Below are 24,100 nucleotides of genomic sequence, written 5' to 3'. Positions count from 1 at the left end.
CCTGTCTGTTGCCTGTACAGCCGCCTGCAGCATGGACTCCCCGTATGAGTCATATGCGCTTACAATCGCCGCCCATTCGAATTCGCCTTTATTCAGGAGCCCGCATGTCAGGGATTGAACTGTTCGCTGCCGCACTGGGTGTACTCGCGGTCTGGCTGACCGTCAGGCAGAACCCGTTGTGCTGGCCGATCGGCCTGGTCATGGTGCTGATCTACACCTGGATATTCTTCGATGTGAAGTTGTACTCGGACATGCTGCTGCAAGTGGTCTACGCGGTGCTTCAGGTGTATGGCTGGTGGCAATGGACGCGCCATGGGGCGAATGTGCCGGCGCGGGCCGTGACCACGCTGCACGGCAGTTCGGTGCTGGGCGGGCTGGCAGTCGGCGCACTGGCAAGCCTGGCGCTGGGCGCCGGCATGGCGCACTTCACCGATGCCGCGCAGCCCTGGCTGGATGCAGCGCTGACCGGTTTCAGCCTGGTCGCGCAGGTGTGGATGGCGCAGAAGCGCCTGCAATGCTGGCCGCTGTGGATCGTGCTGGATGTGATTTTCGTCGGGCTGTTCCTTTATAAGGCGCTGTACCTGACCGCCGCGCTGTATGCCCTGTTCACCCTGCTGGCCGTCCAGGGCTGGCGCGAATGGCGCATCGCGATGGTGCCGGCCCGATGAAAGTGCTGGTGCTGACAGGCCCCGAGTCCAGCGGCAAGAGCTGGCTGGCCAATGAAACCCGCAACCGCTTCGGTGGCGTGCTGGTCGGCGAATACGTGCGTCATTTCATCGACGAACAACGCCGCGACACGGTTTATGCCGACATCACGCCCATCGCCCAAGGGCAACTGGCCTGGGAAGATGCCGCCCGCGCAGCCGCACCGGCGCTGGTGATTCTCGACACTCACCTGCTGAGCAACATGCTCTGGAGCCGCACGCTGTTCGGCGATTGCCCGGCCTGGCTGGAACAGCAACTGCTGGCCCGGCAGTACGACCTGCACCTGTTATTGAGCCCGGAAGGCGTGAACTGGACCCAGGACGGGCAGCGCTGCCAGCCGGCGCTTGAAGACCGGCTGGCGTTTTTTGCCGCCAGCCGCGACTGGCTGCAAGCCCATGATCAGCCTTATCAGGTGGTCGGCGGTGACTGGAATGAGCGGCTTGAGACGGTGATGCAGGCGGTGGCGCACTTGTTGGCGGCTACAGATGCCGATGCAGCCATCACCTGATCTGGTGTTTGTGCAGTAACCGGTAAAACGTCGGCCTGGAAATACCCAGCACTTTGGCGGCCACACTGAGGTTATCGCTGTGCCGGGTCAGCACATCACACAGCGCCTGACGTTCGGCACGGGACTTGTATTCGTCCAGCGTGCTCATGTTGCTGGTCATTTCCTCCTCTCCCAACAATCCCAGGTCACTGGCTTCGATCTGCCGCCCTTCGGCCAGCACCAACCCGCGTCGCACGCGATTGGCCAGTTCGCGCACATTGCCGGGCCAGTCATGCTTGCCCATGGCGATCAGCGCATCCTGGCTGAAGTTTCGCGCCCGCCTTCCGGTTTCCTGGCTGTAGAAGTGCGCAAAATGGTTGGCCAGCATCGCCAGGTCGCCATGCCGCTCGCGCAGCGGCGCAGTGCCGACCTGCAAGACATTGAGGCGGTAATACAGGTCTTCGCGAAAACGCTTCTTGCGTATCGCCGCTTCCAGATCGACATGAGTGGCGGCGAGTACCCGCACATCCACCGCGATCGGCTCGCTGCCGCCAATGCGCTCGATCTGCCGGTCCTGGAGAAAGCGCAACAAGTGGCCCTGCGCTTCCAGCGGCAAATCGCCGATCTCGTCGAGAAACAGCGTGCCACCATCGGCCGCTTCGATGCGCCCGATACGCCGTTCCTGGGCGCCATTGAACGCACCCTGCTCATAACCAAACAACTCGGCATGAATCAGATGCTCGGCAATCGCGCCGCAATGCACCACCACAAACGGCTTGTTACGCCGCTGCGACTGGTTATGCAGGGTGCGCGCAACGAGTTCCTTGCCGGTGCCCCGCTCGCCACGGATCAACACCGGCGACTCAGTGGGCGCCAGCTTGCCTAGCAAGCGGCGCAATTCACGGATCGGCCGGCTTTCACCGAGCATTTCCTGATCCGAGGCCGACAACTGCTGCGCCCCTTGGGTACGCAAGCGTGCCATGCCGTAAGCGCGACCCAGCGTCACCTGCATACGGGCCACGTCGAACGGCAAGGTATGAAAGTCGAAAAACCATTCGCAGACAAAATCGCCGATCTTCTCGCGGCGCAAATCGTCGGGCGTCAGCACGGCTATCCATTCAGTGTTGCTGCGGGTAATAAGCTCGCGAACCGCTTCGGGATGCTCGAAGTGGTAAGGCATCAGACGAATCAGACCTACATCACACCCCAGGTCTAGCGCCGATTCCAGCGAACTGCTGTCCACGCCCCAACCAGCGGCGTGCAACACGGGAATCAACTGGTGACAATCATCACAGGGGTCAACGATCAAAAGACGTCGCGAGGGGGCCGTTTCGGGCATGAGGGTTTCCTTGGCGCACGGCGGCGATGCGATTGGTCTAAAAACTTTGTGTAAACAGCGTGTTGGCGCATGTGAATGTTACGTTAGCAAATATTTGACACAGCCTTGTACCGTTTGCGACTAAGCCCTATAACCAGATTTCCGCGGCAGTTACAGCACGCTGTAACTGCACGGTACACGCTGCCGAAAAGCCACTCGAACCGGCAATAAAGTTGCGTAGGATTACTACATTGCGACAGTGGCGTAAAAAATCCGAAAATTATCGAGCAGGTGTGTGACTCCTTGATCAACCACGGCATCAACCAAGTAACCAGCCGCACGGTATGCCCGCCGACGAGACTGTACTGGACTGAATGGGCACTTTGAGGAAATGACCATGAACGCCCCACTGCGCTTCAACGATGCACTGCTGATTGCCGGTAAAGCTTTCCATCCCTTCCAGTGCGTGGCCTGGGCCCCACAGGACGGTAATGGCGAACTGAGCCTGACAGTGCTCGACCGCTTCAGCGCACGTATTGGACGCCAACAACTTCCACGTGGCACTTATTCAGACCCGGTGCAACTGGCCAACGCCTTGCAACAAGCACGCGAAGAACTAAGCCGCGACGGTTACAGCCTTCAGCCATGGACCATGCCGGCCTGAAAGTTTTAATAAGCCTGTGAATGAAAGTGGCTCTTTCAAGAGCCACTTCATTAATTATCAAGCTGGCTTAATCTGCGTTTTCCACTGTCGGTCGAAAGACCCTGTCATGTGTACAGCGCCCCAAAAGACTGGATAAACCCCCAGCCTTTCTTGTACCGTTGCTCCTCCTGCCGCCTACACCCGCCAGGTACAAGGAGCTCCACCTTGCTGCATACCCTCGCTGTCGAAAACTATCGTTCCCTCCATGACGTGCAGCTTGCGCTGGGCCGGCTGACGGTGGTGACCGGGGCCAATGGCAGTGGCAAATCCAACCTTTATCGCGCACTCAGGCTGCTGGCCGAAACGGCTCAGGAAGGCGTGGTTCAAGGCATCGCCCGTGAAGGCGGGCTGGACTCGTGCTTCTGGGCCGGACCGGAGCAGCTATCGGCGGCGGTGTTGCGTGGCGAACAGCCAGTGCAAGGCCTGCACAGACGCAAACCGCAACGCATGCGCCTGGGCTTTGCCAGCGAGCATTTCAGCTACGCCCTGAGCCTGGGGCTGCCGGAGCCCGACGCCGGTGAGGCACGCAATCGCCCGTCGCTGTTCGGGCGCGACCCGCAAATCAAGCGCGAGATGATCTGGGCAGGTCCTGTGTATCGGCCGGCCAGCGTGCTGGTCGAACGCAAAGGCCCGAGTGTGCGCATGCGCGAGCAGCGTGAGTGGCGCACGCTGACCACACGATTGCCAGATTTTTACAGCCTGTTCGATACCGGCGGCACCCTCGATTGCCCGGAGATAGAAACCCTGCGCAACAGCGTGCGCGACTGGCGCTTTTATGATCATTTCCGCACCGATGCCACAGCACCGGCGCGCCAGCCTCAGGTGGGCACGCGCACGCCAGTGCTGCACCACAGCGGCCGCGACCTTGCCGCAGCGCTACAGACCATCCGCGAAATCGGCGACCCGCAGGCACTGGATGCCGCCATCGACGACGCCTTCCCCGGCTCGACCATGCACATCAGCGTACGCGACGGGCTGTTCGGTCTGGCCTTGCAGCAACCGGGCATGTTGCGTCCCTTGCTGGTCAGCGAACTGTCCGACGGCACGCTACGTTACTTGCTGCTGGTCGCCGCCCTGCTCACGCCACGCCCGCCGGCCTTGATGGTGCTTAACGAACCGGAAAGCAGCCTGCATCCCGATTTGCTGCCCGCGTTGGCACGTTTGATCAGCCAGGCGGCAGTGCGGGGCCAGGTGTGGGTGGTGTCGCACTCCAGCCGACTGGTGGCGGCACTTGAGCAATCGCCGGAGTGCGTGAGTGTGGTGCTGGAAAAGCAGTTGGGACAAACCAGGATACAAGGGCAGCAAGGGCTGCTGGATGGGCCGGCGTGGCAATGGCCAGCTTGAATACACCAGCAAACATGGGATGTAGGAAGGGGCTCTGCCCTGAGCCGCACCCGTTCGCAAAACTCTGTAAGTGCTTTTATAAACTTAATTAAATCAATACGTTATTTTATGTTCGATCAGAGCCCGTGCTTCGTCGCTGACACAGCGCTGTCGCCCAGCAAACATCAGACCGGTAGGAGCCCGCTTGCCGGCGACCGAGGGCGAAGCGCTCGCAGAAATCTATGAACCGCTGAAAATTTACGACTGCTAACGCAGCCGTTCGCGGCTATAGCCGCTCCTATGCGGTTTGCAGCGTTTCGACGTGCCGGTAATCAATCCCTAATCCACTCGCCAATGCCTTTGCCCTGCCCAGCCTGATCGGTCCGGTTTCGATGTCGATCAGCAAACCGGGGCACTCAAACACCGGCAAGGCCGGCATCTGCGCCAATCGGCCGTCGGTGAGCACCAGCACGCGCTGCTGTTCACTGGGGTGGCGTTTGCGCCGTTGTTCCAACCAGTGCGCCGCTTGCTGCAAGGCTTCGCCCAACGGTGTGCCGCCACCGGCGCCGAGGCTTTCGAGCCAGGGTTGCAGGGCGCGGCTGGCCTTGAGGCCCTGATGCTGCCAGCGCGGCTGGCTGCCGCTGGCGGTGAGCAGCGCCAGCCGGGCGCGGCGACGGTAGGCATCGTCGAAGGTTTGCGCGAGTACGCCCTTGGCCAGGCTCAAACCCTGATTACGCCGGGTCGAGGCGGAAGCGTCGACGATCACCAGCAGCAATTCCAGCGGGCGCTGGCTGCGCGGTTGGCGGATCAGGTCGCGAGCCTGTTTGGGCCGGCCGCGCAGCAGGGTCGGCAGCCAGGCGATCTGACCGGCCTGCCCTGTGCGTGCGGCGCCCAGTCGGCCGCCAGCCAGTTTGCCTTTGCGAGGGCTGGCATCCGCCCCCTTGGCTTGACGGGGGCGAATGCCTAGGGCTTTTTTGGCCAGCTCGGCACCTGGCGGCGCTGAGCAGTAGCGACGCTCTGCGCCGGCAGCTCGCCCCAACTGCCCTGCCCCTCGCTTTGATTACCAGGCTGTTGCGCAGAAGGAGGCGGAGACTGTTCAGGCGACTTTGATTGCGGGGTGGTATTACTCCGACGATGACGCAGTGCAAACTCGGCGACGGCGTCGATATCTTCCGGCGTTATTTCTTCCGCGCCGCGCCAGGCGGCATGCGCACGGGCGGCGCGCAGCCAGACCAGATCGGCGCGCAGGCCGTCGACGCCGGCGGCGAAACAGCGTTCATTGATCAACGCCAGGCTGGCGTCATCCAGCGGGATGCTTGCCAGGCGCTGCCGGGCGTGCGTGCAGCGTTGTTGCAAGGCCTGTTGCGCGGGTTGCCATTGCGCGATAAACGCGTGCGGGTCGCTGTCGAAAGCCAGCCGGCGGCGGATGATCTGCCCGCGCTCGGCCGGCAGGGTCTGGCCACTGAGAGCGACATTGAGGCCGAAGCGGTCGAGCAGTTGCGGGCGCAGCTCGCCCTCCTCCGGGTTCATGGTGCCGATCAGGATGAAGCGCGCGGCATGGCGATGGGAGATGCCGTCACGCTCGACCAGATTGGTGCCGCTGGCGGCGACGTCGAGCAGCAGGTCGACCAGGTGATCGGCCAGCAGGTTGACCTCGTCGACATACAGCACGCCGCCGTCGGCCTTGGCCAGTACGCCGGGCGAGAACTTCGCCTTGCCCTCGCCCAGCGCCGCTTCCAGGTCGAGGGTACCGACCAGCCGCTCTTCGCTGGCACCCAGTGGCAAGGTGACGAACGCCGCACCTTCGAGCAGATCGGCAAGACCACGAGCCAGTGTCGACTTGGCCATGCCGCGCGGGCCTTCGATCAGCACGCCGCCGATCTTCGGGTCGATGGCGGTCAGGCACAGCGCCAGCTTGAGTTCGTCGGCGCCGACCACGGCGGCTAGAGGAAAATGCGCAGTGCTCACGGTGTTCAGTTCTCTTCTATGTCCAGCAACAGGGTTTCCAGCGCTTCGCGGTATTCGCCGGGCGCTTGCCACAGGCCGCGCTGCTGGGCTTCGAGCAGGCGCTCGGTCATGTCGCGCAGGGCGTCGGGGTTGTGCTGCTGGATGAAATCACGGGTGTCGGCGTCCAGTAGATAGGCGTCGGCGAGCAACGCATATTGATGGTCGTCGATCAGTTCGGTGGTGGCATCGAAACCAAACAGGAAGTCGACGGTGGCGGCCATTTCAAACGCGCCTTTATAGCCGTGGCGCTTGACCCCTTTGATCCACTTGGGATTGGCCGCGCGCGAGCGGATCACCCGGTTCAGCTCTTCTTTGAGCGTGCGGATTTTCGGCAGGTCGGGCTGGCTGTGGTCGCCGTGGTAACTGGCGGTTTGCTCGCCGCGCAAGGTGTCGGCCGCCGCGAGCATGCCGCCCTGAAACTGGTAGTAGTCGTTGGAGTCGAGCAGATCGTGCTCGCGGTTGTCCTGGTTTTGCAGCACCGCCTGCACGTTCGACAGGCGCTGGGCGAAGTTCTGTCGCGCCGGCGTGCCGTCGTCGCTGCCACCGTAGGCGTAGCCGCCCCAGTTCAGGTAGACCTCGGCCAGGTCTTCGCGGCTCTGCCACAAGCGCCCGTCGATGGCGCCTTGCACACCGGCGCCATAGGCACCCGGCTTGGCACCGAAGATGCGCCAGCCGGCCTGACGCCGGGCGTCTTCTTCACTGATGCCTTTGGCTTGCAATTCCAGGCGTTCCTGGCGAACCCGTGCGGCCAGCGGATTGAGATCGTCCGGCTCATCGAGTGCTGCGACGGCTTGCACAGCGGCATCGAACAGCCGGATCAGGCTGGCAAAGGCATCGCGGAAGAAGCCCGATACGCGCAGGGTCACATCGACCCGTGGCCGGTCGAGAATACTCAACGGCAGGATCTCGAAATCGTCGACCCGCTGGCTGCCGGTGGCCCACACCGGGCGCACGCCCATCAGCGCCATGGCCTGGGCGATGTCGTCGCCGCCGGTGCGCATGGTGGCCGTGCCCCATACCGACAGGCCAAGCTGGCGAAGGTGATCGCCATGGTCTTGCAGGTGACGCTCCAGCAGCAGGCTGGTGGATTGAAAGCCGATGCGCCACGCGGTCGGCGTCGGCAGGTTGCGCACATCGACACTGAAAAAGTTGCGCCCGGTGGGCAGTACGTCGAGCCGCCCGCGACTTGGCGCGCCGCTGGGGCCGGCGGGCACGAACTTGCCGGCCAAGGCATCGAGCAAGCCCTGCATTTCTGCCGGGCCGCAGGCGTCCAGTCTCGGGGCGACCAGCTCACGCAGGTGCTCGATGATCGATTGCAAGTCTTCATACACCGGCACATCGCTCAGGCTTTCACCGGCGGTGACGCGCTCGATCAGTTGCGCCGCATACAGTTCCAGCCGTTCACGGCTGTCGCCCAGCGTACGCCATGGCTCGTGGCTGATCGCTTGCAGCACGGCAGGCCGGGCATGGCTGCACGGCTCGGCCAGCGCGCAATCCAGCGGGTCGAAGTCCAGCGCGAAGGCCTTGGCCAGCGCACGCAGCAGGCTGGAACGCGGGCCACGCCCGTCGCCACGCGGGATGCGCAGCAGCGCCAGCAAGGTGTCGGTGCGCAAGCGCCCGCTCGGCGACTCGCCGAACACGTGCAGGCCATCGCGAATCTGCGATTCCTTGAGGTCGCACAGGTAGGTGTCCAGGCGCGGCAGCCAGACGGCGGCATCGGCGTCGGCATTCAGCGAGGCGTCCAGTTGCAGTTCCTGGTCGAGCCGGGTGTCGCGCACGCGCTGGAGAATCTCGCGTTGCAGCTCGCGGGCGCGGCGCGGGTCGAGCAGTTGCGCTTCGTAATATTCGTCGGCCAGCAGCTCAAGGTCGCGCAGCGGCCCGTAGGTTTCGGCGCGGGTCAGCGGCGGCATCAGGTGGTCGATGATCACCGCCTGCGTGCGGCGCTTGGCCTGGGCGCCCTCGCCCGGGTCGTTGACGATAAACGGATAGATGTTCGGCAGCGGCCCGAGGACCGCGTCCGGCCAGCACTCGGCCGACAGCCCGACGCCCTTGCCCGGCAACCACTCCAGATTGCCGTGTTTACCGACATGGATCACCGCCTGAGCGCCATAGGCACGACGCAGCCAGAAGTAGAACGCCAGGTAGCCATGGGGTGGTATTAAGTCGGGATCGTGATACACCGCACTCGGGTCGACCTGATAGCCACGGGCCGGCTGGATGCCGACAAACGTCAGGCCAAAGCGCAGGCCGGCGATCATCATCCGCCCGCCACGGCACATCGGGTCGGCCGCAGGCTGGCCCCAGCGCTGGATCACCGCCTGTTGACTGGCTGCCGGCAACATGGCGAACGCCGCCAAGTACTCATCCATCGCCATACTTTGCTGGCACGGCCGCAGGTCCAGGGTTTCAAGGTCGTTGGTGACGCCGCCGAGCAGTTGCTGGATCAGCGCGGTGCCGCTGTCGGGCAACCCTTCGACCGGGTAGCCCTGCTGCTGCATGGCGCACAGGATATTCAGCGCCGCTGCCGGCGTGTCCAGGCCAACACCGTTGCCGATGCGCCCGTCGCGGGTCGGGTAGTTGGCCAGAATCAACGCCACACGCTTGTCGGCGTTATCGCGCTGCGCCAGCTCGACCCAGTTGCGCGCCAGTTGCGCGACAAAGTCCATGCGCTCGGGCTGCGCGCGGTAGCAGACCACATCCGACTGGCTGCGCTCGCTGCGCCAGGCCAGGTCCTTGAAGCTGATCGGCCGGCTGATGATGCGCCCGTCCAGTTCCGGCAGGGCAATGTGCATCGCCAGGTCGCGTGCGCCCAGGCCCAGTTCGCTGGCCTGCCAGGCCGGCTCGTTGTCTTGGGCGCAAATGGCCTGAATCACCGGAATATTGCGTCGAAACGGACGCATGTGCGGCGCTTCGGGGCTCGATTGCGCAAACCCCGTGGTGTTGAGAATCAGCGCGGCACCCGCCTCGTCCAGCCAGTCTTCGACCACGGTCAGGCAACCGGGCTCCTTGAGGCTGGCCACGGCAATCGGCAGCGGGTTAAGACCTTGCGCCTGCAAGCGTTGGCAGAACACATCGATAAAGGCGGTGTTGGCCGCTTGCAAATGTGAGCGATAAAACAGCAAGGCCACCACCGGCGCGTCATCAACCCATTCGGCTTGCCAATCGGCCAGACCGGCGCGGGTGTTACGCGGGTGATAAATGGCGGTGCGCGGCAAGGCCTGCGGCTCGCGCCACGGGTAATCGCGGGCCAGCCACTGGCTGGCCATGCAGTTGAACAGATTCAGCGCGTTGTCCAGCCCGCCCTGGCGCAGGTATTGCCAGAGCCGGTCGCGCTGCTCGGCGGGCACCGTGCTGAAGTCCGACAGTTCAGGGTCCGGGCGATCGTCGCCCGGCACCAGAATCACCTGCACACCGCGCGCGGCCAGTTCCAGCAGCCGCTGCACGCCGTAGCGCCAGTAGCCGATGCCGCCGTGCAGCGAGATCAGGATGATCCGTGCGTGTTGCAGCACCTCTTCGACATACAGGTCGACCGAGGCGTGGTTCTGCACCTGCATCGGGTTGGCCAGGCGCAGGCTCGGGTAATCATCGGGCAGTTGCTGCGCCGCCTCGGCCAGCAAGGCCAGGCTGGAGTCGCCGCTGCAGAGAATCACCAGCTCGGCGGGGGTTTGCCCGAGGTCGGCGATGCTGTCGTCCGGTACAAAACCACCGGGCTGGGTTCTCAGCAGGTGCATGGATCAGCCAGCCAGTGCCGCGTGCAGACGCGCTTCGAGAACGGCCGCGTCCAGTTCCTGGCCGATCAGCACCAGTTGCGTGGCGCGTTCTTCATCGGCGCGCCAGGCGCGGTCGAAATGCTTGTCGAAACGGGTGCCGACACCCTGCACCAGCAGGCGCATCGGTTTGCCGGGGATGGCCACAAAGCCTTTGACGCGCAGGATGCCGTACTCGACCACCAGTTGCGTCAGGGCCGCGAGCAGGCGTGCTTCGTCGGCTTCGGGCAGTTTGATCGAGATCGAGTCGAAGGCATCGTGATCATGGTCGTCGTGATCGTCGCCTTCGTGATGATCGTGGTGGGTCTTGCGCCCGTCGATGTGCAGCTCCGACTCGGCGCCCAGGCCCAGCAATACGCTCAGCGGCAGGCGGCCGTTGCTGGCTTCGATGACCTTGACCGCGGGCGGCAGCTCTTCGGCGACTTCAGCGCGCACCGCCGCCAGGCCTTCGGCGTCGATCATGTCGGCTTTATTGAGGATTACCAGATCGGCACTGGCCAGTTGATCAGCGAACAGCTCGTGCAGCGGCGATTCGTGGTCCAGGTTCGGGTCCAGCTTGCGCTGCGCGTCGACCTGATCCGGGTAAGCGGCGAAGGTGCCGGCCTTGACTGCCGGGCTGTCGACCACGGTGATGACCGCATCCACCGTGCAGGCATTGCGGATTTCCGGCCACTGGAAGGCCTGGACCAGCGGCTTGGGCAGCGCCAGGCCCGAGGTTTCAATCAGGATATGATCCAGGTCGCCACGGCGCTCGACCAGTTCGCGCATGACCGGGAAGAACTCTTCTTGCACGGTGCAGCACAGGCAGCCGTTGGCCAGCTCGAAGATACGGCCGCTGGCCTCTTCTTCAGTGCAGCCGATGGTGCATTGCTTGAGGATTTCACCGTCGATGCCCAGCTCGCCGAACTCGTTGACGATCACCGCGATGCGCCGGCCTTCGGCGTTGTCGAGCATGTGCCGCAGCAGCGTGGTTTTACCCGAGCCCAGAAAGCCGGTGACGATGGTGACGGGAAGCTTGGCGAGAGTTTTCATCGGATGCCCTTTGGCAATGCGGCGGGCAAGCAGGACGACCACCGCACGCCGTGCGCACAGTGCGAATCGCCACCGGATCACCCCGCCCGGTTGTAGTGAGAATTCGGTTGAGGCAGGTCTCCTGGCTGGCGGTGGCCTTGAAGGCATCCGGCGCGCCTTCCCGCTTGCGCAGTGGCTGTGCGACGAACATGACCGCTTACAGTTGCGGGGGCAGCTACGGCTTGACCGTATTCCCGTCTTAGCCTTGCCTGTACAGGTCAAGGAACCTCAAGGGCGCAAGGCTACGCAGTGGCCGCTGACAGGTCAATGTCGAGATTGACGTTGGCCGTGCCCCATGATCTTCTACACACCTTGTTACGGGTGCCCTTCACAGGGTGAAACGGGAAACCGGTGCTGCGTCTGTGTTTTTCAAGCGACGCAAAGTCCGGTGCTGCCCCCGCAACGGTAAGCGAGTGAGGAGTCAATCCACTGTGCCCTCGGGCATGGGAAGGCGATTCCTGGCAGATGCTCCAAGCATCCCTCGCGAGCCCGGAGACCGGCCCGCAATCGAATTCAGACACCCCGCGGTGGGCGGGCGCAGTCGATACCTGCCCGTGTTCGCTGGCCGGTGTCCGTGCGCATGCCTGCCCTTCACACCTGCCCTTCACTCAAGAGGCACGCAGCATGTCGATCATCAGCAGCAGCCATTCAGCCGCTACCCCCACGACCCTCAGCCAGCGCCTGACCGCCGCCATCGGCGCCGTTCTGCTCGGCTGCAGCCTGGTGTATTTCGCCGGCTTCTCGCACATCGATGCCGTGCACAACGCCGCGCACGACACCCGGCACAGCGCCGCCTTTCCTTGCCATTGAGACCTGAACCCATGTTCAAGCGAATTGTGCAGACAGCCGGTTTCAGCGGCCTGCTCGCGGCCCTGCTGTTGACCCTGGTGCAAAGCCTGTGGCTGACGCCGTTGATTCTTGAAGCAGAAACCTTCGAGCAGGCGCCTGCCGCTCAAGAGCATTCCCATGAGCCGGGCGCTGCTGCGCATGTGCATGAACACGACGAAGAAGCCTGGTCGCCGGAAGATGGCTGGCAGCGCCTGCTGTCGACCACCGGCGGCAACCTTGTGGTCGCCGTGGGTTTTGCCTTGATGCTGGCCGGGCTTTATACCCTGCGCGCACCGGGCAGCGCGGTTCAGGGGCTGTTCTGGGGACTGGCCGGGTTTGCGGTATTTGTTCTGGCACCCACGCTGGGATTGCCACCGGAATTGCCGGGCACCGCAGCGGCCGATCTTGGCCAGCGCCAGACCTGGTGGATTTCCACCGCCGCGGCAACGGCCGCCGGTCTTGCGCTGATCGTCTTCGGTCGAGGCGCACTGCTCAAGCTGCTGGGTGTTGCCTTGCTGGTGGTGCCGCACGTGATCGGCGCGCCACAGCCGGAGCAGCATTCCAGCCTGGCGCCTGAAGCACTGGAGTCGCAGTTTATCGTCGCCTCCCTGGTAACCAATGCACTGTTCTGGGCAGCATTGGGTGCGATCAGCGCCTGGCTGTTCCGTCGCGGCCGGCATGCCGGGCAATACTGATAGACCGTTGTTGGCGATCGGCCTGGGCTGCCAACAAGGCTGCCCGGCCGAGGTGCTGCTGGACCTGATCGAGCGCAGCCTGCATGAGTACGGCCTGAAGACCAGCGCGATCAGTGCGCTGACCTCTATCGACAGCAAGCGTGACGAACCAGGCCTGCGGCAACTGGCCGGGCAGCTTGGCTTGCCGCTGGTGTTTTTCAGTGCGGCGCAGTTGCAGGTAAATGAAGGCCAGTTGACCCATCGCTCGGCGCTCGCCTTCGAGCGCACCGGCTGTCATGGCGTTGCCGAAAGTGCCGCGCTGGCAATGGCCAGCCAGTTGAGCGGTGCCCCTTCCCGGCTGCTGATCGAGTACCGGAAAAACCGCCAGGCGACATTGGCCTTGGCAATCAGCCCATCAAGGGGCGGATAATGCCGGCTTTGATTCAAGCTTCCGGAGTGTTCATTGACTGTTTATTTCATCGGCGCCGGCCCCGGCGACCCGGAACTGATCACCGTCAAGGGCCAGCGTCTGATCCGTAGCTGCCCGGTGATTATTTATGCAGGTTCGCTGGTACCCATGGCGGTGCTGGAAGGCAATAACGCCCGTCAAGTGGTCAACAGTGCCGAGTTGCACCTCGAACAGATCGTCGCCTTGATGAAATCTGCTCATGCACAGGGCCTGGATGTCGCTCGTGTCCATTCCGGCGACCCGAGCCTGTATGGCGCCATTGGCGAGCAGATTCGCTGCCTGCGCGAGCTGGATATTCCGTTCCAGATCATCCCCGGCGTCACCGCGACAGCGGCGTGCGCGGCGTTGCTGGAAAGCGAGCTGACCCTGCCTGATATTGCCCAAAGCGTGATCCTGACCCGCTTTGCCGACAGCACCGAGATGCCTGCCGGTGAAGCACTCGGCGACCTGGCGCGGCACGGCACGACCATGGCGATTCACTTGGGGGTCAAGAATATCGGGCGGATTGTCGATGAGTTGCTGCCGCATTACGGCGCCGATTGCCCGATTGCCGTGGTGCATCGCGCCAGCTGGCCGGACCAGGATTGGGTGCTGGGCACGCTTGCGGACATTGAGCAGAAGGTAACGGCCAAAGGCTTCAGGCGTACGGCGTTGATTCTGGTTGGGCGGGTATTGGCAGCGGACAATTTTGCCGAGTCATCGCTGTACCGGGCGGGACACGCACATTTGTACAGGCCGTAGGAGCGCGCTTGCCCGCGACCGAGTGCGCAGCGCTCGCAAAATCTCGGAAACGCTGAAAATTTACGACTGCTAACGCAGCCGGTCGCGGGCAAGCGCGCTCCTACAGGGGAGCGCTGCTGCTTACTTAGTAGTAGGCGTTTTCTTTCTGCGTATGGTCGGTGACGTCGCGTACGCCGTGCAGCTCGGGGATGCGCTCGAGCAGGGTGCGCTCGATGCCTTCCTTGAGCGTCACGTCCGCCTGGCCGCAGCCCTGGCAGCCGCCGCCGAATTGCAGGATGGCGATGTTCTGCGCATCTTCCTCGACCACGTCGATCAGGCTGACCTGGCCGCCATGGCTGGCCAGACCCGGATTGATCTCGGTTTGCAGGTAGTAATTGATGCGCTCGTTGACCGGGCTGTCGGCATTGACCGATGGCACCTTTGCATTGGGCGCCTTGATGGTCAGCTGGCCGCCCATGCGGTCGGTCGCGTAATCAACCACGGCGTCATCCAGAAACGCCTCGCTGAAACCGTCGATCCACGCCGTGAAGCGTGCAAGGCCAATGGCCTTGTCTTCAGGTTTTTCTTCGCCCGGCTTGCAGTAGGCAATGCAAGTCTCGGCGTATTGAGTGCCGGGCTGGGTAATGAAAACACGGATGCCGATGCCCGGGGTATTCTGCTTTTCCAGCAGATCGGCCAGGTAGTCGTGGGCAGCATCGGTAATAGTGATAGCGGTCATGAAATTTCCTCGCAGACGTGCTGGCAGTTTACGCCAATCGGTGGCATCGCACAAAACCCAGTATTTTTGTCAGGATAGTGCAACCGACCGGCGCCCGGCCCGGCGTTCGTCCAGCCAGGTTTTCATGCGCACGTACACGCCCTTCTCGATCCACTCATAACTGAGCCAGGCACCAATGCCGATCACCGGCACGCAGACCGCAAAGACCAGATACGGATCCAGCCCGTAGCGCTGCGCCACCAACAGGCCACCGTAAAGCACCAACACATGCAGCAGGTAGACCGAGTACGAACAGTCGCCCAGCGTCTTGAGCAGCTTGCTGCCACGAAAAAGCGGTTCCAGCGAGACGCAGCACAGCACGATCAACGCACTCGGCAGCCCCCAGTTCAGCAGGCGCTGGCTGTTATCCAGGTTTTGAATCAGTGCCAGCGCCGCAATGATGCCGGCCAGTGGCAACCACACCGCCTGGCGAATCCAGCCGCGTTGGTAAAGCATGCCGATACCGATGCCCAACAGGAATTCATAAATGATGTCGTTGCCATAGAAGCGGCTGACCAGGCCCGAACGCGCCAGCACTTCGGTGACCACAAACAACGCTGCGGCGACGATCAGCACGCGGTGGCGGCGCTCGAACAGGAAGACCATGGAGAACAACAGGTAGAAGAGCATTTCATAATTCAGCGTCCAGCCCACGTTCAGCGTCGGGTACAGCCCGTAGCCACCGGGGTTTTCCGAAGGAATGAACGCCAGAGACAGCAGGAAGTTCTGCCAGCCTATGACCTGATGCGGCAACCACGGCGCAGCCCACAGCAGCAACAGGCCCATGGCCAGGGTGTACAGCCAATAGGCAGGAACAATGCGAAACAATCGATAGGCAATGAAGCGCGAGGCTGGCATGTCGCGCTCGCAGGTAGACAGGTAGATCACCAAGCCGCTGATGACGAAGAAGATGTCGACGCCCACGGCGCCCTTGGAAACGAAAAATTCACCGATCGGGCCACTGGCCTTGAAGTCGAAGAAGATCTGCATGAAGTGATGGCAGACTACAACCCATGCAGCAATTGCCCGCAGGGCCTGAACCGAAATCAGCATTTCTGAACCTCTTTTTTGCGCGTCTCTCACTGATCGCCCGCACCGAAAATGGTCGAACACTCAAAACAAGGGACCGTAACAATTGGCAAAAGGTCAGCAAAAAAGCACTTCGTTCAGCTATTCAATAATGGCTGCAGGCCATATCCAGCGTGGCCTGCAGCCCTGAGACCGCGATTCTAGAGGTTCTCGTAGCGATTCATGTCCAGCACGCCTGCCTCGTGCGGATCGCGCTCCTGAATGTAACGATTCAGGTCATGGAACCAGGTCCAGAACTGCGGATGGGTGCGGCGGATGCCCCAGCGCTCGACGATCTTTTCAAAGGCTGGCTGGTCGCCGGCCTGCTGCATGGCCTGGACGAACTGCCCTGCTTCGGCCGCTGGAATATTGAACATGAAGTTGGGGTAGCTGCTCAGCACGCCGGGGTAAATCGTCAGGTTGTCGAGCCGTGGCTGGTAGCGATACGACTCGCCCAGCAAGAACGCGACGTTGCTGTGTGCCCGGTTGCGCAGCAGGCTGTAGATCTCGCGGTGGCCGTCGCTGTCTTCAATGCGCAGCATGGTTGCTTCAGGCAACTGATCGATGACTTTGAGCTGGGCGGCAGGCCGCGCGGTCAGGCGGCTGAGCAATTGCTCGGCCTCGGCCAGTTGCGCAGGCAATCCCGGCCGCGAGCATTCGCCCTGGCAGCGATTCAGCGGGTCTGGCGTCGCGTTCAGCGAGCCGACGCGCTGCAACAGTTGCCCGGCAAAGTCGCGCATCGGCCGGCGCTCGTCGAGTTTCAGGTTACTGGGCGTGTCGTCATCGATGCTCTGGTAATCGAGCCACATCTTGATCTTGCCGGAATTCTCGTAAAGGCCGTCCAGCAAGTCTTCACGGCGATCGGCCGGCATCAGGCGCAGGAAGTTGATCTCTGCTCCATTACGAATCAGGTCGAAATACAAGCGCGTTTGCGCCTGATGGGCGACGTTGCCGTACACATCGAAATTGACCACCAACTGGTAATAGGTGCGTTCCAGCAGCGGGTAGTCGAACAGCCACATCGATGTCGGCACATCGCCGATCAGGCCCTTGTTCACCGTGGCGCTGTCGAAGTGCCGGAAAACCGTGAGCAAGGCATTGTCGTTGCCGGTCCACAGGCTTGGCCAGCCCGCAGGCGTGGCCTTGGCGTAATGGTCGCGGCGCAGGTCTTCATAGGCATTGCGCCGCTCGCGGTAGGACAGCCAGACACTGAGGACACTGCCGACCTCGTCATTTTGTCCCGGCATGGCCAGCAGCGGCGTGGCCTGGCCCTGATAACGGGCATCGGACAGGTAAAGGTCGCTGGACGGGTCCTGGAACAGCACCCAGAACTGGTCACGGATCACGTCAGTGGCAATCTGACCACGGCATACCGGGCCGCGAATGAAGCTGCGCACGAAGTATTCGGCGTTGTCGAGCATGAACTGGTAGCGCGCCCTGGCCGGAATCGCTTCAAAGGTCAGAAACGGATTGGCCCGATGCCCCGGTCCATAACCGGGCACGGCCTGGGTCTGCCAGTCGTTGCCATAGAACAGCTCGCGCAGGCGCTGCAGTTTCTTTGGCCCCACCGGGTAAGTGATGTGGGTCTTGTGCACGATCACGCCCTGCACCGGCACCAGGCGGTAATAGAACTCGCTGCGTCCCGGATCATCGTTGGGCCGCCGCGTGGCGATGATGTCGGCCGGCTGACCGCTTGGCGTGCGCGAGCGAACCCACTGGAAGAAGTGCCCAGGCTCGCCGCCCTCGAAATAGATGTGCGCCAGAAACAGATGCTCATAGAGCCAGCGCCCGACCAGCGCCTGATTGGCGCCGGGCAGGTTGAACTGCGCTTCCCACTCGGCAATTTGTGCAGCTTCGACGCGGCTGGGCTGGATCGGCTGCTGGTCCACCGGCGCGCCGGCAGCCAGCCAGCGTTGCAGGGTCTGATACTCGGCCGCGCTGAGCCCCGTGACCGCCAGCGGCATGCCCTGATTGGCGTGAGCCCCGGCGTAGGCGTTGAATTCTTCAGGCAGCGGGCAGATGTTCTCGCGGTTGATGCCCAGCGCGATGTTCTCGGGCAGCTTGCTGTTGGGCGGCAGTTGCGTTTGCTGGCCCAGTTCCAGCATGCGGGTCATCAGCGCGGCCTGGCCGCCACGCGGTTCGAGCACCGAGTAGAAGCCTTTGCGCTGCCAGGCCGACACGCCATTGGCATCGTAGAACAAGCGCGTCGGGTCAACGGCCTGCGACCGGTCGCCCTGATAGACCGGCACCTTGTTGGCACCGCGCAGCAGGCCTTCGCCACTGCCCAGGTTGAGTTGGCACGGCGCATCGTTGCAGGCATGGCAGGCCACGCATTTCTCGGTAAGGATCGGCTGGATGTCGCGAGTGTAGGAAACGGGTGCAGGCAGGTCACCGGCTTGAAGCGTGTAGCAGGATAAAAACAAGGCAAGCCCTGCTAACAGACGGTACGGCATATCCGGATTATTCCCCAAGGCAATTGGCCACGAGTTTAACGTGGTTAACGCGCGTCAACATGAGCGTTTTTCATGGAAAAGCCCAGGCAACGCTAAAAGTGTTGTGGTTTGTTATGATTTCGGCCTTTCTGTTCCAGCCTTTTCAAGGTAGCCCCAATGTCAGACCGCAGCGCCCGTCATCAAGCTTTGCTCAATGCTCTCCAACAGCGCATCCTGATTCTCGATGGCGGTATGGGCACCATGATCCAGAGCTATCGGCTCGAAGAAGAAGACTATCGTGGCGCGCGCTTCGCCGACTGGCCCAGCGATGTCAAGGGTAACAACGACCTGCTGATTCTGACTCGCCCGGATGTCATTGGTGCCATTGAAAAGGCTTACCTGGATGCCGGCGCCGACATTCTCGAAACCAACACCTTCAACGCCACCAAAGTTTCCCAGGCCGACTACGGCATGGAAGAACTGGTGTATGAGCTGAACGTCGAAGGCGCGCGCATTGCCCGCCAGGTGGCTGACGCCAAGACCCTCGAAACCCCGGACCGCCCGCGCTTCGTCGCCGGCGTACTCGGCCCGACCAGCCGCACCTGCTCGATCTCGCCCGACGTCAACGACCCTGGCTACCGCAACGTCACCTTTGACGAGCTGGTCGAGAACTATATCGAGGCCACGCGCGGCCTGATCGAGGGCGGCGCCGACCTGATCCTGATCGAAACCATCTTCGACACCCTGAACGCCAAGGCGGCGATTTTTGCGGTGCAGCAGGTGTTCGAGGACGACGGCGTCGAACTGCCGATCATGATCAGCGGCACCATCACCGACGCCTCGGGCCGCACGCTGTCCGGGCAAACCACCGAAGCGTTCTGGAACTCGGTGCGCCACGCCAACCCGATTTCGGTCGGCCTGAACTGCGCGCTGGGCGCCAAGGATCTGCGTCCGTACCTTGAAGAACTGTCGAACAAGGCCGGCACGCATGTTTCGGCGCACCCTAACGCCGGCCTGCCCAACGCCTTCGGCGAGTACGACGAAACGCCGGCGCAAATGGCCGAAGTGGTCGAAGAGTTCGCTGCCAGTGGCTTCCTGAACATCATCGGCGGTTGCTGCGGCAGCACGCCTGCGCACATCCAGGCAATTGCCGAAGCGGTGGCCAAGTACGCGCCGCGCCCTATTCCAGACATTCCCAAGGCCTGTCGCCTGTCGGGGCTTGAGCCGTTCACGATTGATCGCAGCTCGTTGTTCGTCAACGTCGGCGAGCGCACCAACATCACCGGTTCCGCCAAATTCGCCCGTCTGATCCGCGAAGAGAACTACACCGAAGCTCTGGAAGTTGCGCTGCAACAGGTTGAAGCCGGCGCCCAGATCATCGACATCAACATGGACGAAGGGATGCTCGATTCCCAGGCGGCCATGGTGCGCTTCCTCAACCTGATTGCCGGCGAGCCGGACATCTCGCGCGTGCCGATCATGATCGACTCCTCGAAATGGGAAGTGATCGAAGCAGGCCTGAAATGCATTCAGGGCAAGGGCATCGTCAACTCGATCTCGATGAAAGAAGGCGTCGAGGCCTTCAAGCACCATGCGCGCCTGTGCAAGCGCTATGGCGCCGCCGTGGTGGTCATGGCCTTCGACGAGGTCGGCCAGGCCGACACCGCCGCGCGCAAGCGCGAAATCTGCCAGCGCAGCTATGACATTCTGGTCAACGAAGTGGGCTTTCCGCCGGAAGACATCATTTTCGACCCGAACATCTTCGCGGTCGCCACCGGTATCGAGGAGCACAACAACTATGCCGTGGACTTCATCGAAGCCTGCGCCTATATCCGCGATCACCTGCCGTATGCGCTGACCTCGGGCGGCGTATCGAACGTGTCGTTCTCGTTCCGCGGCAACAACCCGGTGCGCGAGGCGATCCACTCGGTATTTCTCTACCACGCGATCCAGAACGGCCTGACCATGGGCATCGTCAACGCCGGCCAGCTGGAGATCTACGACGAGATCCCGGCCAAGCTGCGCGAGAAGGTCGAAGACGTGGTGCTCAACCGCACCCCGGAAGGCACCGACGCCCTGCTGGCCATCGCCGAAGACTATCGCGGCGACGGCAGCGTCAAGGAAGCGGAAACCGAAGAATGGCGCAGCTGGCCGGTCAACGAGCGCCTGGAGCACGCGCTGGTCAAGGGCATCACCGCCTACATCGTCGAAGACACCGAACTGTCGCGCCAATCGTTCAAGCGCCCGATCGAGGTGATTGAAGGCCCGTTGATGTCCGGCATGAACCTGGTCGGTGACCTGTTCGGTTCGGGCAAGATGTTCCTGCCGCAAGTGGTCAAGTCGGCGCGGGTCATGAAACAGGCCGTCGCGCACCTGATTCCATTCATCGAAGCCGAAAAAGGCGACAAGCCGGAAGCCAAGGGCAAGATCCTCATGGCCACGGTGAAAGGCGATGTGCATGACATCGGCAAGAACATTGTCGGCGTGGTGCTGGGCTGTAACGGCTACGACATCGTCGACCTGGGCGTCATGGTTCCGGCCGAGAAAATCCTGCAAGTGGCGCGTGAGCAGAAGTGCGACATTATTGGGCTGTCCGGTCTGATTACTCCGTCGCTGGACGAAATGGTGCATGTGGCGCGTGAGATGCAGCGCCAGGATTTCCACCTGCCGCTGTTGATCGGTGGCGCGACCACCTCCAAGGCGCACACGGCGGTGAAGATCGAGCCGCGCTACAGCAATGACGCGGTGATCTATGTCACCGACGCTTCGCGTGCGGTCGGCGTGGCCACCCAGTTGTTGTCCAAAGAGCTCAAGCCGGCCTTCGTGGAGAAAACCCGCGAAGAATACGTACAGGTTCGCGAACGCACCTCGGCCCGCAGCTCGCGCACCGAGCGCCTGCCCTACGCCGCCGCCGTGGCCAACAAGCCAAAATTCGACTGGGCCAGCTACACCCCGATCAAACCGACGTTCACCGGCACCCGGGTGCTGGAAGACATCGACCTCAACGTGCTGGCCGAGTACATCGACTGGACGCCGTTCTTCATTTCCTGGGACCTGGCCGGCAAGTACCCGCGCATTCTGACCGACGAAGTGGTCGGTGAAGCGGCCACCGTGCTGTTCGACGATGCCCAGACACTGCTGCGCAAGCTGATCGACGAAAAACTGATTCGTGCCCGCGCGGTATTCGGTTTCTGGCCGGCCAGTCAGGTCGACGATGACGACCTGGAAGTCTACGGCGACGACGGCCAGCCACTGGCGCGCCTGCACCACTTGCGCCAGCAGACCATCAAGCCCGACGGCAAGCCGAACCTGTCGCTGGCCGATTACATCGCGCCCAAAGACAGCGGCGTGACCGACCACATGGGCGGCTTTATCACCACCGCCGGCATCGGTGCCGAAGAAGTCGCCAAGGCCTATCAGGACAACGGCGATGACTACAACTCGATCATGGTCAAGGCGCTGGCCGACCGTCTGGCCGAAGCCTGCGCCGAGTGGCTGCACCAGCAGGTGCGTAAAGAGTACTGGGGCTATGCGCGTGACGAGCACCTGGACAACGAGGCACTGATTCGCGAGCAGTACACCGGCATCCGCCCGGCGCCGGGCTATCCGGCCTGTCCGGACCACACCGAAAAAGGCACGCTGTTCACCCTGCTCGACCCGTTGCCGATCGACGCTGCACCGATGACTGCCGGCCGCAGTGGCGTGTTCCTCACCGAGCATTACGCCATGTTCCCGGCAGCCTCGGTCAGCGGCTGGTACTTCGCCCATCCACAGGCGCAGTATTTCGCCGTGGGCAAGGTCGACAAGGATCAGGTCGACAGTTACACCGCCCGCAAGGATCAACCGCTGAGCGTGACCGAACGCTGGCTGGCACCGATTCTGGGCTACGACGAGTAAACCGATCGCAGGAGCGGCCGGCCCTACGGTCGCTTCGTGCAACATTACCCGCGTGATGGGACTACCCTGCATGACACATGCGTGCGCAGGGCAGGCCCGTGAACGATCCCCTCGAAAAACCCAAGCCTGAAAAACGTAAGCCCGAAACACTTAAGCCGCCGACGTTCTGGCAGATGCTGCGCAGTGTGGCCGCGGCGGCGCTTGGCGTGCAGAGCAACAAGAACCGCCAGCGTGACTTCAACCACGACAAGCCCTGGCACTTTATCGTGCTGGGAGTCGGTCTTATGTTGGTGCTGGTGCTGAGCCTGCTGCTGATCGTACGCCTGGTGCTCTATTGCCTGGTGGCTTGAGGCGCTGGCAGCAGATGGCGCAGGGCAAAGGGTGAATCCCCGGCAGTGTCCAGCTTCTGGAAGGCCTGCGTGTCGACCTGATAGCGCTCGACGCGCGCCGCTTGCAGAAATCGCAGGGTCTCTTCAGGCTCGACCAGCTGCAACACGCGAATCTGTCGGTTGCCCAGCGGCGTTGGTCCGTCATGGCCAATCTTGCCCTGGTCATACTCGTTGAGCAGCACCAGCGCCCAGCCGCCCAAGGTGAAATGACCACTGGCCACAACACTCAAACGCCCATCCAGCTGCGCCTGCAACGAAGTCGCAGTGCCATTGATCGCACTGAATAAAACGTCTTTGCCTGGCACACCACCGATTTCAGTCAGGGCATCCATCGCGCCGTAGGCCATTTGCTCGTTGGCTGACCAGATCAGGGAAATGTCCGGGTAGCGCTTGAGCAATGTGCGTGCCTGCTCCAGCGCCCGGTCACGACGCCAGACACCGAGTACCACCTGGCGCAGACGCACCTCGGGATGCTCGGCCACGGCGCGGCGCATGCCTTTTTCGCGTTGCAGCGACACCGGCGTGGCGCTGGTACCGGAGAACGCCAGCATGTCGATGAACTGACCGGGCTCGACCGCTGGATGCAGGCGGATCAAGCGCTTGGCCGTCTGATAGCCGCCCTCCTCGTCATTGCCGATCAGGCTGCCCAGCAGGTTCGGATACCGCGCCGACAGATCACCGAGAATCCGCACCTGATCGGCGGTGAGGGTGTTATTGACCGCAAACAATTTGACCCCGCTGCCTTCAGACAGGCGCAGGATTTCGGGGGCGACGTTGAGTTCGTTGGAGAACAACAGGTAGTCAGGCCGGGTATCGCCCTTGAGGGTCTTGCGGGCCAACTCGACCTGGGTTCGGGTATCGCGATCGGAAAATTCCACGGTCAGTTGCATGCCCGTGGCCTGGGCGGCCGCCTGCAAGACAATGGCGTAACTGTTCCAGTAGCCGTCGGACGCAGGTCCCGGACTCAGAAAGACCACCGAGGCGGCTCCACCAGAGCCGCACCATAGTGCGCAAACAACTGCCAGTAATCTGGTAAACCTATCCGTCATGTCATCCGAAGCCTTGAGCGCTTACTTGATTGCCTGCCACCTGGTTACGTATCACTTGAATACTTGCCAAGGGTGCTCGCCCGCTTCGTACCTGCATAGCTTCAAGGGTATCGGCCGCACTCGGATAAAACTGGAGGCCTGTATTGCCTTATATAAGGTGCGTTTTTGTGAAGGCGCCGTTATTGGCCGCTGACCCAGAACACCGCAGCCCCCACCACCAGCAGAATCAGAAAGAATATGGCCCAGGCGTCTACGGCACTGTCGGAACTGGCGCTTTTCGGGTGATTACGCATTGCATCGCCTCTTGTCGGTTTTATGGCTGATTGCACATCGAAACTCACGGTTTCACCCAGTAAAGACGAGCCTTGACCATACTTCAAGTGTGGACATGGACAGAGGCACCCGCCTTTATCGC

Annotated in this window: 19 protein-coding genes and 2 riboswitches; of the genes, 10 read left to right on the top strand and 9 right to left on the bottom strand. The window is 62.3% G+C overall.

Translation table 11 applies throughout. The annotated features are described in order from the left end of the window. Window positions 1-104 precede the first annotated feature (104 nt). Window positions 105-668, top strand: a complete 564-nt coding sequence (gene pnuC / locus ACYAS9_RS27800; RefSeq protein ID WP_463571672.1) for a nicotinamide riboside transporter PnuC — start codon at window positions 105-107, stop codon at window positions 666-668. Continuing rightward, complete coding sequence (locus ACYAS9_RS27795) at window positions 665-1,213, top strand: AAA family ATPase (protein ID WP_463571708.1); 549 nt, start codon at window positions 665-667, stop codon at window positions 1,211-1,213. Before pnuC ends, ACYAS9_RS27795 begins: the two co-directional genes overlap by 4 nt. Here ACYAS9_RS27795 and ACYAS9_RS27790 read toward each other — a convergent pair. Continuing rightward, the gene (locus tag ACYAS9_RS27790) at window positions 1,206-2,531 is read right to left on the bottom strand and encodes a sigma-54 dependent transcriptional regulator (protein ID WP_463571671.1); all 1,326 of its coding nucleotides are present in this window, start codon (window positions 2,529-2,531) and stop codon (window positions 1,206-1,208) included. The genes ACYAS9_RS27795 and ACYAS9_RS27790 overlap by 8 nt on opposite strands. Window positions 2,532-2,907: 376 nt before the next feature. Between ACYAS9_RS27790 and ACYAS9_RS27785 the strand changes: the two genes are divergently transcribed. Further along, a complete protein-coding gene (locus tag ACYAS9_RS27785; protein WP_459746307.1) occupies window positions 2,908-3,174 on the top strand; it encodes a hypothetical protein in 267 nt (88 codons plus the stop codon). 204 nt (window positions 3,175-3,378) lie between these two features. Then, the gene (locus tag ACYAS9_RS27780; RefSeq protein ID WP_463571669.1) at window positions 3,379-4,557 is read left to right on the top strand and encodes an AAA family ATPase; all 1,179 of its coding nucleotides are present in this window, start codon (window positions 3,379-3,381) and stop codon (window positions 4,555-4,557) included. 277 nt (window positions 4,558-4,834) lie between these two features. On the opposite strand, the gene ACYAS9_RS27775 is transcribed toward ACYAS9_RS27780, so the two are convergent. The 4 genes from ACYAS9_RS27775 to cobW are packed head-to-tail and all read right to left on the bottom strand — an operon-like array spanning window position 4,835 to window position 11,342. Then, complete coding sequence (locus tag ACYAS9_RS27775; protein WP_463571707.1) at window positions 4,835-5,446, bottom strand: vWA domain-containing protein; 612 nt, start codon at window positions 5,444-5,446, stop codon at window positions 4,835-4,837. 53 nt (window positions 5,447-5,499) lie between these two features. Next, window positions 5,500-6,504 carry an ATP-binding protein gene (locus ACYAS9_RS27770; protein ID WP_463571667.1) on the bottom strand — a complete coding sequence of 335 codons (1,005 nt, stop codon included), beginning with the start codon at window positions 6,502-6,504 and terminating at the stop codon, window positions 5,500-5,502. A 5-nt stretch (window positions 6,505-6,509) separates the two neighbouring features. Further along, window positions 6,510-10,274 (bottom strand): cobaltochelatase subunit CobN, encoded by a 3,765-nt coding sequence (gene cobN / locus ACYAS9_RS27765; RefSeq protein WP_463571666.1) that lies wholly within the window; start codon window positions 10,272-10,274, stop codon window positions 6,510-6,512. Window positions 10,275-10,277: 3 nt separating this feature from the next. Then, the gene (cobW, locus tag ACYAS9_RS27760; RefSeq protein WP_463571665.1) at window positions 10,278-11,342 is read right to left on the bottom strand and encodes a cobalamin biosynthesis protein CobW; all 1,065 of its coding nucleotides are present in this window, start codon (window positions 11,340-11,342) and stop codon (window positions 10,278-10,280) included. Window positions 11,343-11,436: 94 nt separating this feature from the next. Then, window positions 11,437-11,627: riboswitch (cobalamin riboswitch) on the bottom strand. 56 nt (window positions 11,628-11,683) lie between these two features. Next, window positions 11,684-11,900: riboswitch (cobalamin riboswitch) on the top strand. A 105-nt stretch (window positions 11,901-12,005) separates the two neighbouring features. Between cobW and ACYAS9_RS27755 the strand changes: the two genes are divergently transcribed. The 4 genes from ACYAS9_RS27755 to cobM are packed head-to-tail and all read left to right on the top strand — an operon-like array spanning window position 12,006 to window position 14,093. Next, window positions 12,006-12,191: a CbtB domain-containing protein gene (locus ACYAS9_RS27755; RefSeq protein WP_463571663.1), complete on the top strand. Its 186-nt coding sequence runs from the start codon at window positions 12,006-12,008 to the stop codon at window positions 12,189-12,191. 11 nt (window positions 12,192-12,202) lie between these two features. Continuing rightward, window positions 12,203-12,904, top strand: coding sequence for a CbtA family protein (locus ACYAS9_RS27750; protein ID WP_463571662.1), 702 nt, complete (start codon window positions 12,203-12,205; stop codon window positions 12,902-12,904). Next, window positions 12,888-13,313: a cobalamin biosynthesis protein gene (locus tag ACYAS9_RS27745; protein ID WP_463571661.1), complete on the top strand. Its 426-nt coding sequence runs from the start codon at window positions 12,888-12,890 to the stop codon at window positions 13,311-13,313. The genes ACYAS9_RS27750 and ACYAS9_RS27745 overlap by 17 nt, the downstream gene beginning before the upstream one ends. Before the next feature lie 33 nt (window positions 13,314-13,346). Next, window positions 13,347-14,093 carry a precorrin-4 C(11)-methyltransferase gene (gene cobM, locus ACYAS9_RS27740; RefSeq protein ID WP_463571660.1) on the top strand — a complete coding sequence of 249 codons (747 nt, stop codon included), beginning with the start codon at window positions 13,347-13,349 and terminating at the stop codon, window positions 14,091-14,093. A gap of 124 nt (window positions 14,094-14,217) precedes the next feature. Here cobM and nfuA read toward each other — a convergent pair whose 3' ends face one another. The 3 genes from nfuA to ACYAS9_RS27725 form a co-directional block, all read right to left on the bottom strand. Then, window positions 14,218-14,811, bottom strand: coding sequence for a Fe-S biogenesis protein NfuA (gene nfuA, locus ACYAS9_RS27735; RefSeq protein ID WP_459746328.1), 594 nt, complete (start codon window positions 14,809-14,811; stop codon window positions 14,218-14,220). 69 nt (window positions 14,812-14,880) lie between these two features. Then, window positions 14,881-15,903: an acyltransferase family protein gene (locus tag ACYAS9_RS27730; RefSeq protein WP_463571658.1), complete on the bottom strand. Its 1,023-nt coding sequence runs from the start codon at window positions 15,901-15,903 to the stop codon at window positions 14,881-14,883. Between the two features lie 176 nt (window positions 15,904-16,079). Continuing rightward, window positions 16,080-18,371, bottom strand: a complete 2,292-nt coding sequence (locus tag ACYAS9_RS27725) for a fatty acid cis/trans isomerase (protein ID WP_463571657.1) — start codon at window positions 18,369-18,371, stop codon at window positions 16,080-16,082. Between the two features lie 156 nt (window positions 18,372-18,527). On the opposite strand from ACYAS9_RS27725, the gene metH reads away from it, so the two are divergent. Both metH and ACYAS9_RS27715 read left to right on the top strand, forming a co-directional pair. Then, the gene (gene metH, locus ACYAS9_RS27720) at window positions 18,528-22,247 is read left to right on the top strand and encodes a methionine synthase (protein WP_463571655.1); all 3,720 of its coding nucleotides are present in this window, start codon (window positions 18,528-18,530) and stop codon (window positions 22,245-22,247) included. 173 nt (window positions 22,248-22,420) lie between these two features. Further along, on the top strand, window positions 22,421-22,597 hold the full coding sequence (locus tag ACYAS9_RS27715) for a DUF2970 domain-containing protein (protein WP_463571705.1): 177 nt from the start codon (window positions 22,421-22,423) through the stop codon (window positions 22,595-22,597). Here the strand turns inward: ACYAS9_RS27715 and ACYAS9_RS27710 are convergent. Further along, on the bottom strand, window positions 22,579-23,685 hold the full coding sequence (locus tag ACYAS9_RS27710) for an ABC transporter substrate-binding protein (RefSeq protein WP_463571654.1): 1,107 nt from the start codon (window positions 23,683-23,685) through the stop codon (window positions 22,579-22,581). The genes ACYAS9_RS27715 and ACYAS9_RS27710 overlap by 19 nt on opposite strands. Window positions 23,686-24,100 lie beyond the last annotated feature (415 nt).

The organism is Pseudomonas sp. HP_08 (genome assembly GCF_055284095.1).
Note: the sequence above shows the minus strand (reverse complement) of the source record. Positions and strands in the feature narration are given on the sequence as shown.

What these genes read in the sequence shown, in the direction of transcription:
- pnuC (WP_463571672.1), top strand. Translation starts at nt 105, where the DNA reads ATGTCAGGGATTGAACTGTTCGCTGCCGCACTGGGTGTACTCGCGGTC.
- ACYAS9_RS27795 (WP_463571708.1), top strand. Translation starts at nt 665, where the DNA reads ATGAAAGTGCTGGTGCTGACAGGCCCCGAGTCCAGCGGCAAGAGCTGG.
- ACYAS9_RS27790 (WP_463571671.1), bottom strand. Translation starts at nt 2,531, where the DNA reads ATGCCCGAAACGGCCCCCTCGCGACGTCTTTTGATCGTTGACCCCTGT.
- ACYAS9_RS27785 (WP_459746307.1), top strand. Translation starts at nt 2,908, where the DNA reads ATGAACGCCCCACTGCGCTTCAACGATGCACTGCTGATTGCCGGTAAA.
- cobN (WP_463571666.1), bottom strand. Translation starts at nt 10,274, where the DNA reads ATGCACCTGCTGAGAACCCAGCCCGGTGGTTTTGTACCGGACGACAGC.
- cobW (WP_463571665.1), bottom strand. Translation starts at nt 11,342, where the DNA reads ATGAAAACTCTCGCCAAGCTTCCCGTCACCATCGTCACCGGCTTTCTG.
- ACYAS9_RS27755 (WP_463571663.1), top strand. Translation starts at nt 12,006, where the DNA reads ATGTCGATCATCAGCAGCAGCCATTCAGCCGCTACCCCCACGACCCTC.
- ACYAS9_RS27750 (WP_463571662.1), top strand. Translation starts at nt 12,203, where the DNA reads ATGTTCAAGCGAATTGTGCAGACAGCCGGTTTCAGCGGCCTGCTCGCG.
- ACYAS9_RS27745 (WP_463571661.1), top strand. Translation starts at nt 12,888, where the DNA reads ATGCCGGGCAATACTGATAGACCGTTGTTGGCGATCGGCCTGGGCTGC.
- nfuA (WP_459746328.1), bottom strand. Translation starts at nt 14,811, where the DNA reads ATGACCGCTATCACTATTACCGATGCTGCCCACGACTACCTGGCCGAT.
- ACYAS9_RS27730 (WP_463571658.1), bottom strand. Translation starts at nt 15,903, where the DNA reads ATGCTGATTTCGGTTCAGGCCCTGCGGGCAATTGCTGCATGGGTTGTA.
- ACYAS9_RS27725 (WP_463571657.1), bottom strand. Translation starts at nt 18,371, where the DNA reads ATGCCGTACCGTCTGTTAGCAGGGCTTGCCTTGTTTTTATCCTGCTAC.
- metH (WP_463571655.1), top strand. Translation starts at nt 18,528, where the DNA reads ATGTCAGACCGCAGCGCCCGTCATCAAGCTTTGCTCAATGCTCTCCAA.
- ACYAS9_RS27715 (WP_463571705.1), top strand. Translation starts at nt 22,421, where the DNA reads ATGCTGCGCAGTGTGGCCGCGGCGGCGCTTGGCGTGCAGAGCAACAAG.
- ACYAS9_RS27710 (WP_463571654.1), bottom strand. Translation starts at nt 23,685, where the DNA reads ATGACGGATAGGTTTACCAGATTACTGGCAGTTGTTTGCGCACTATGG.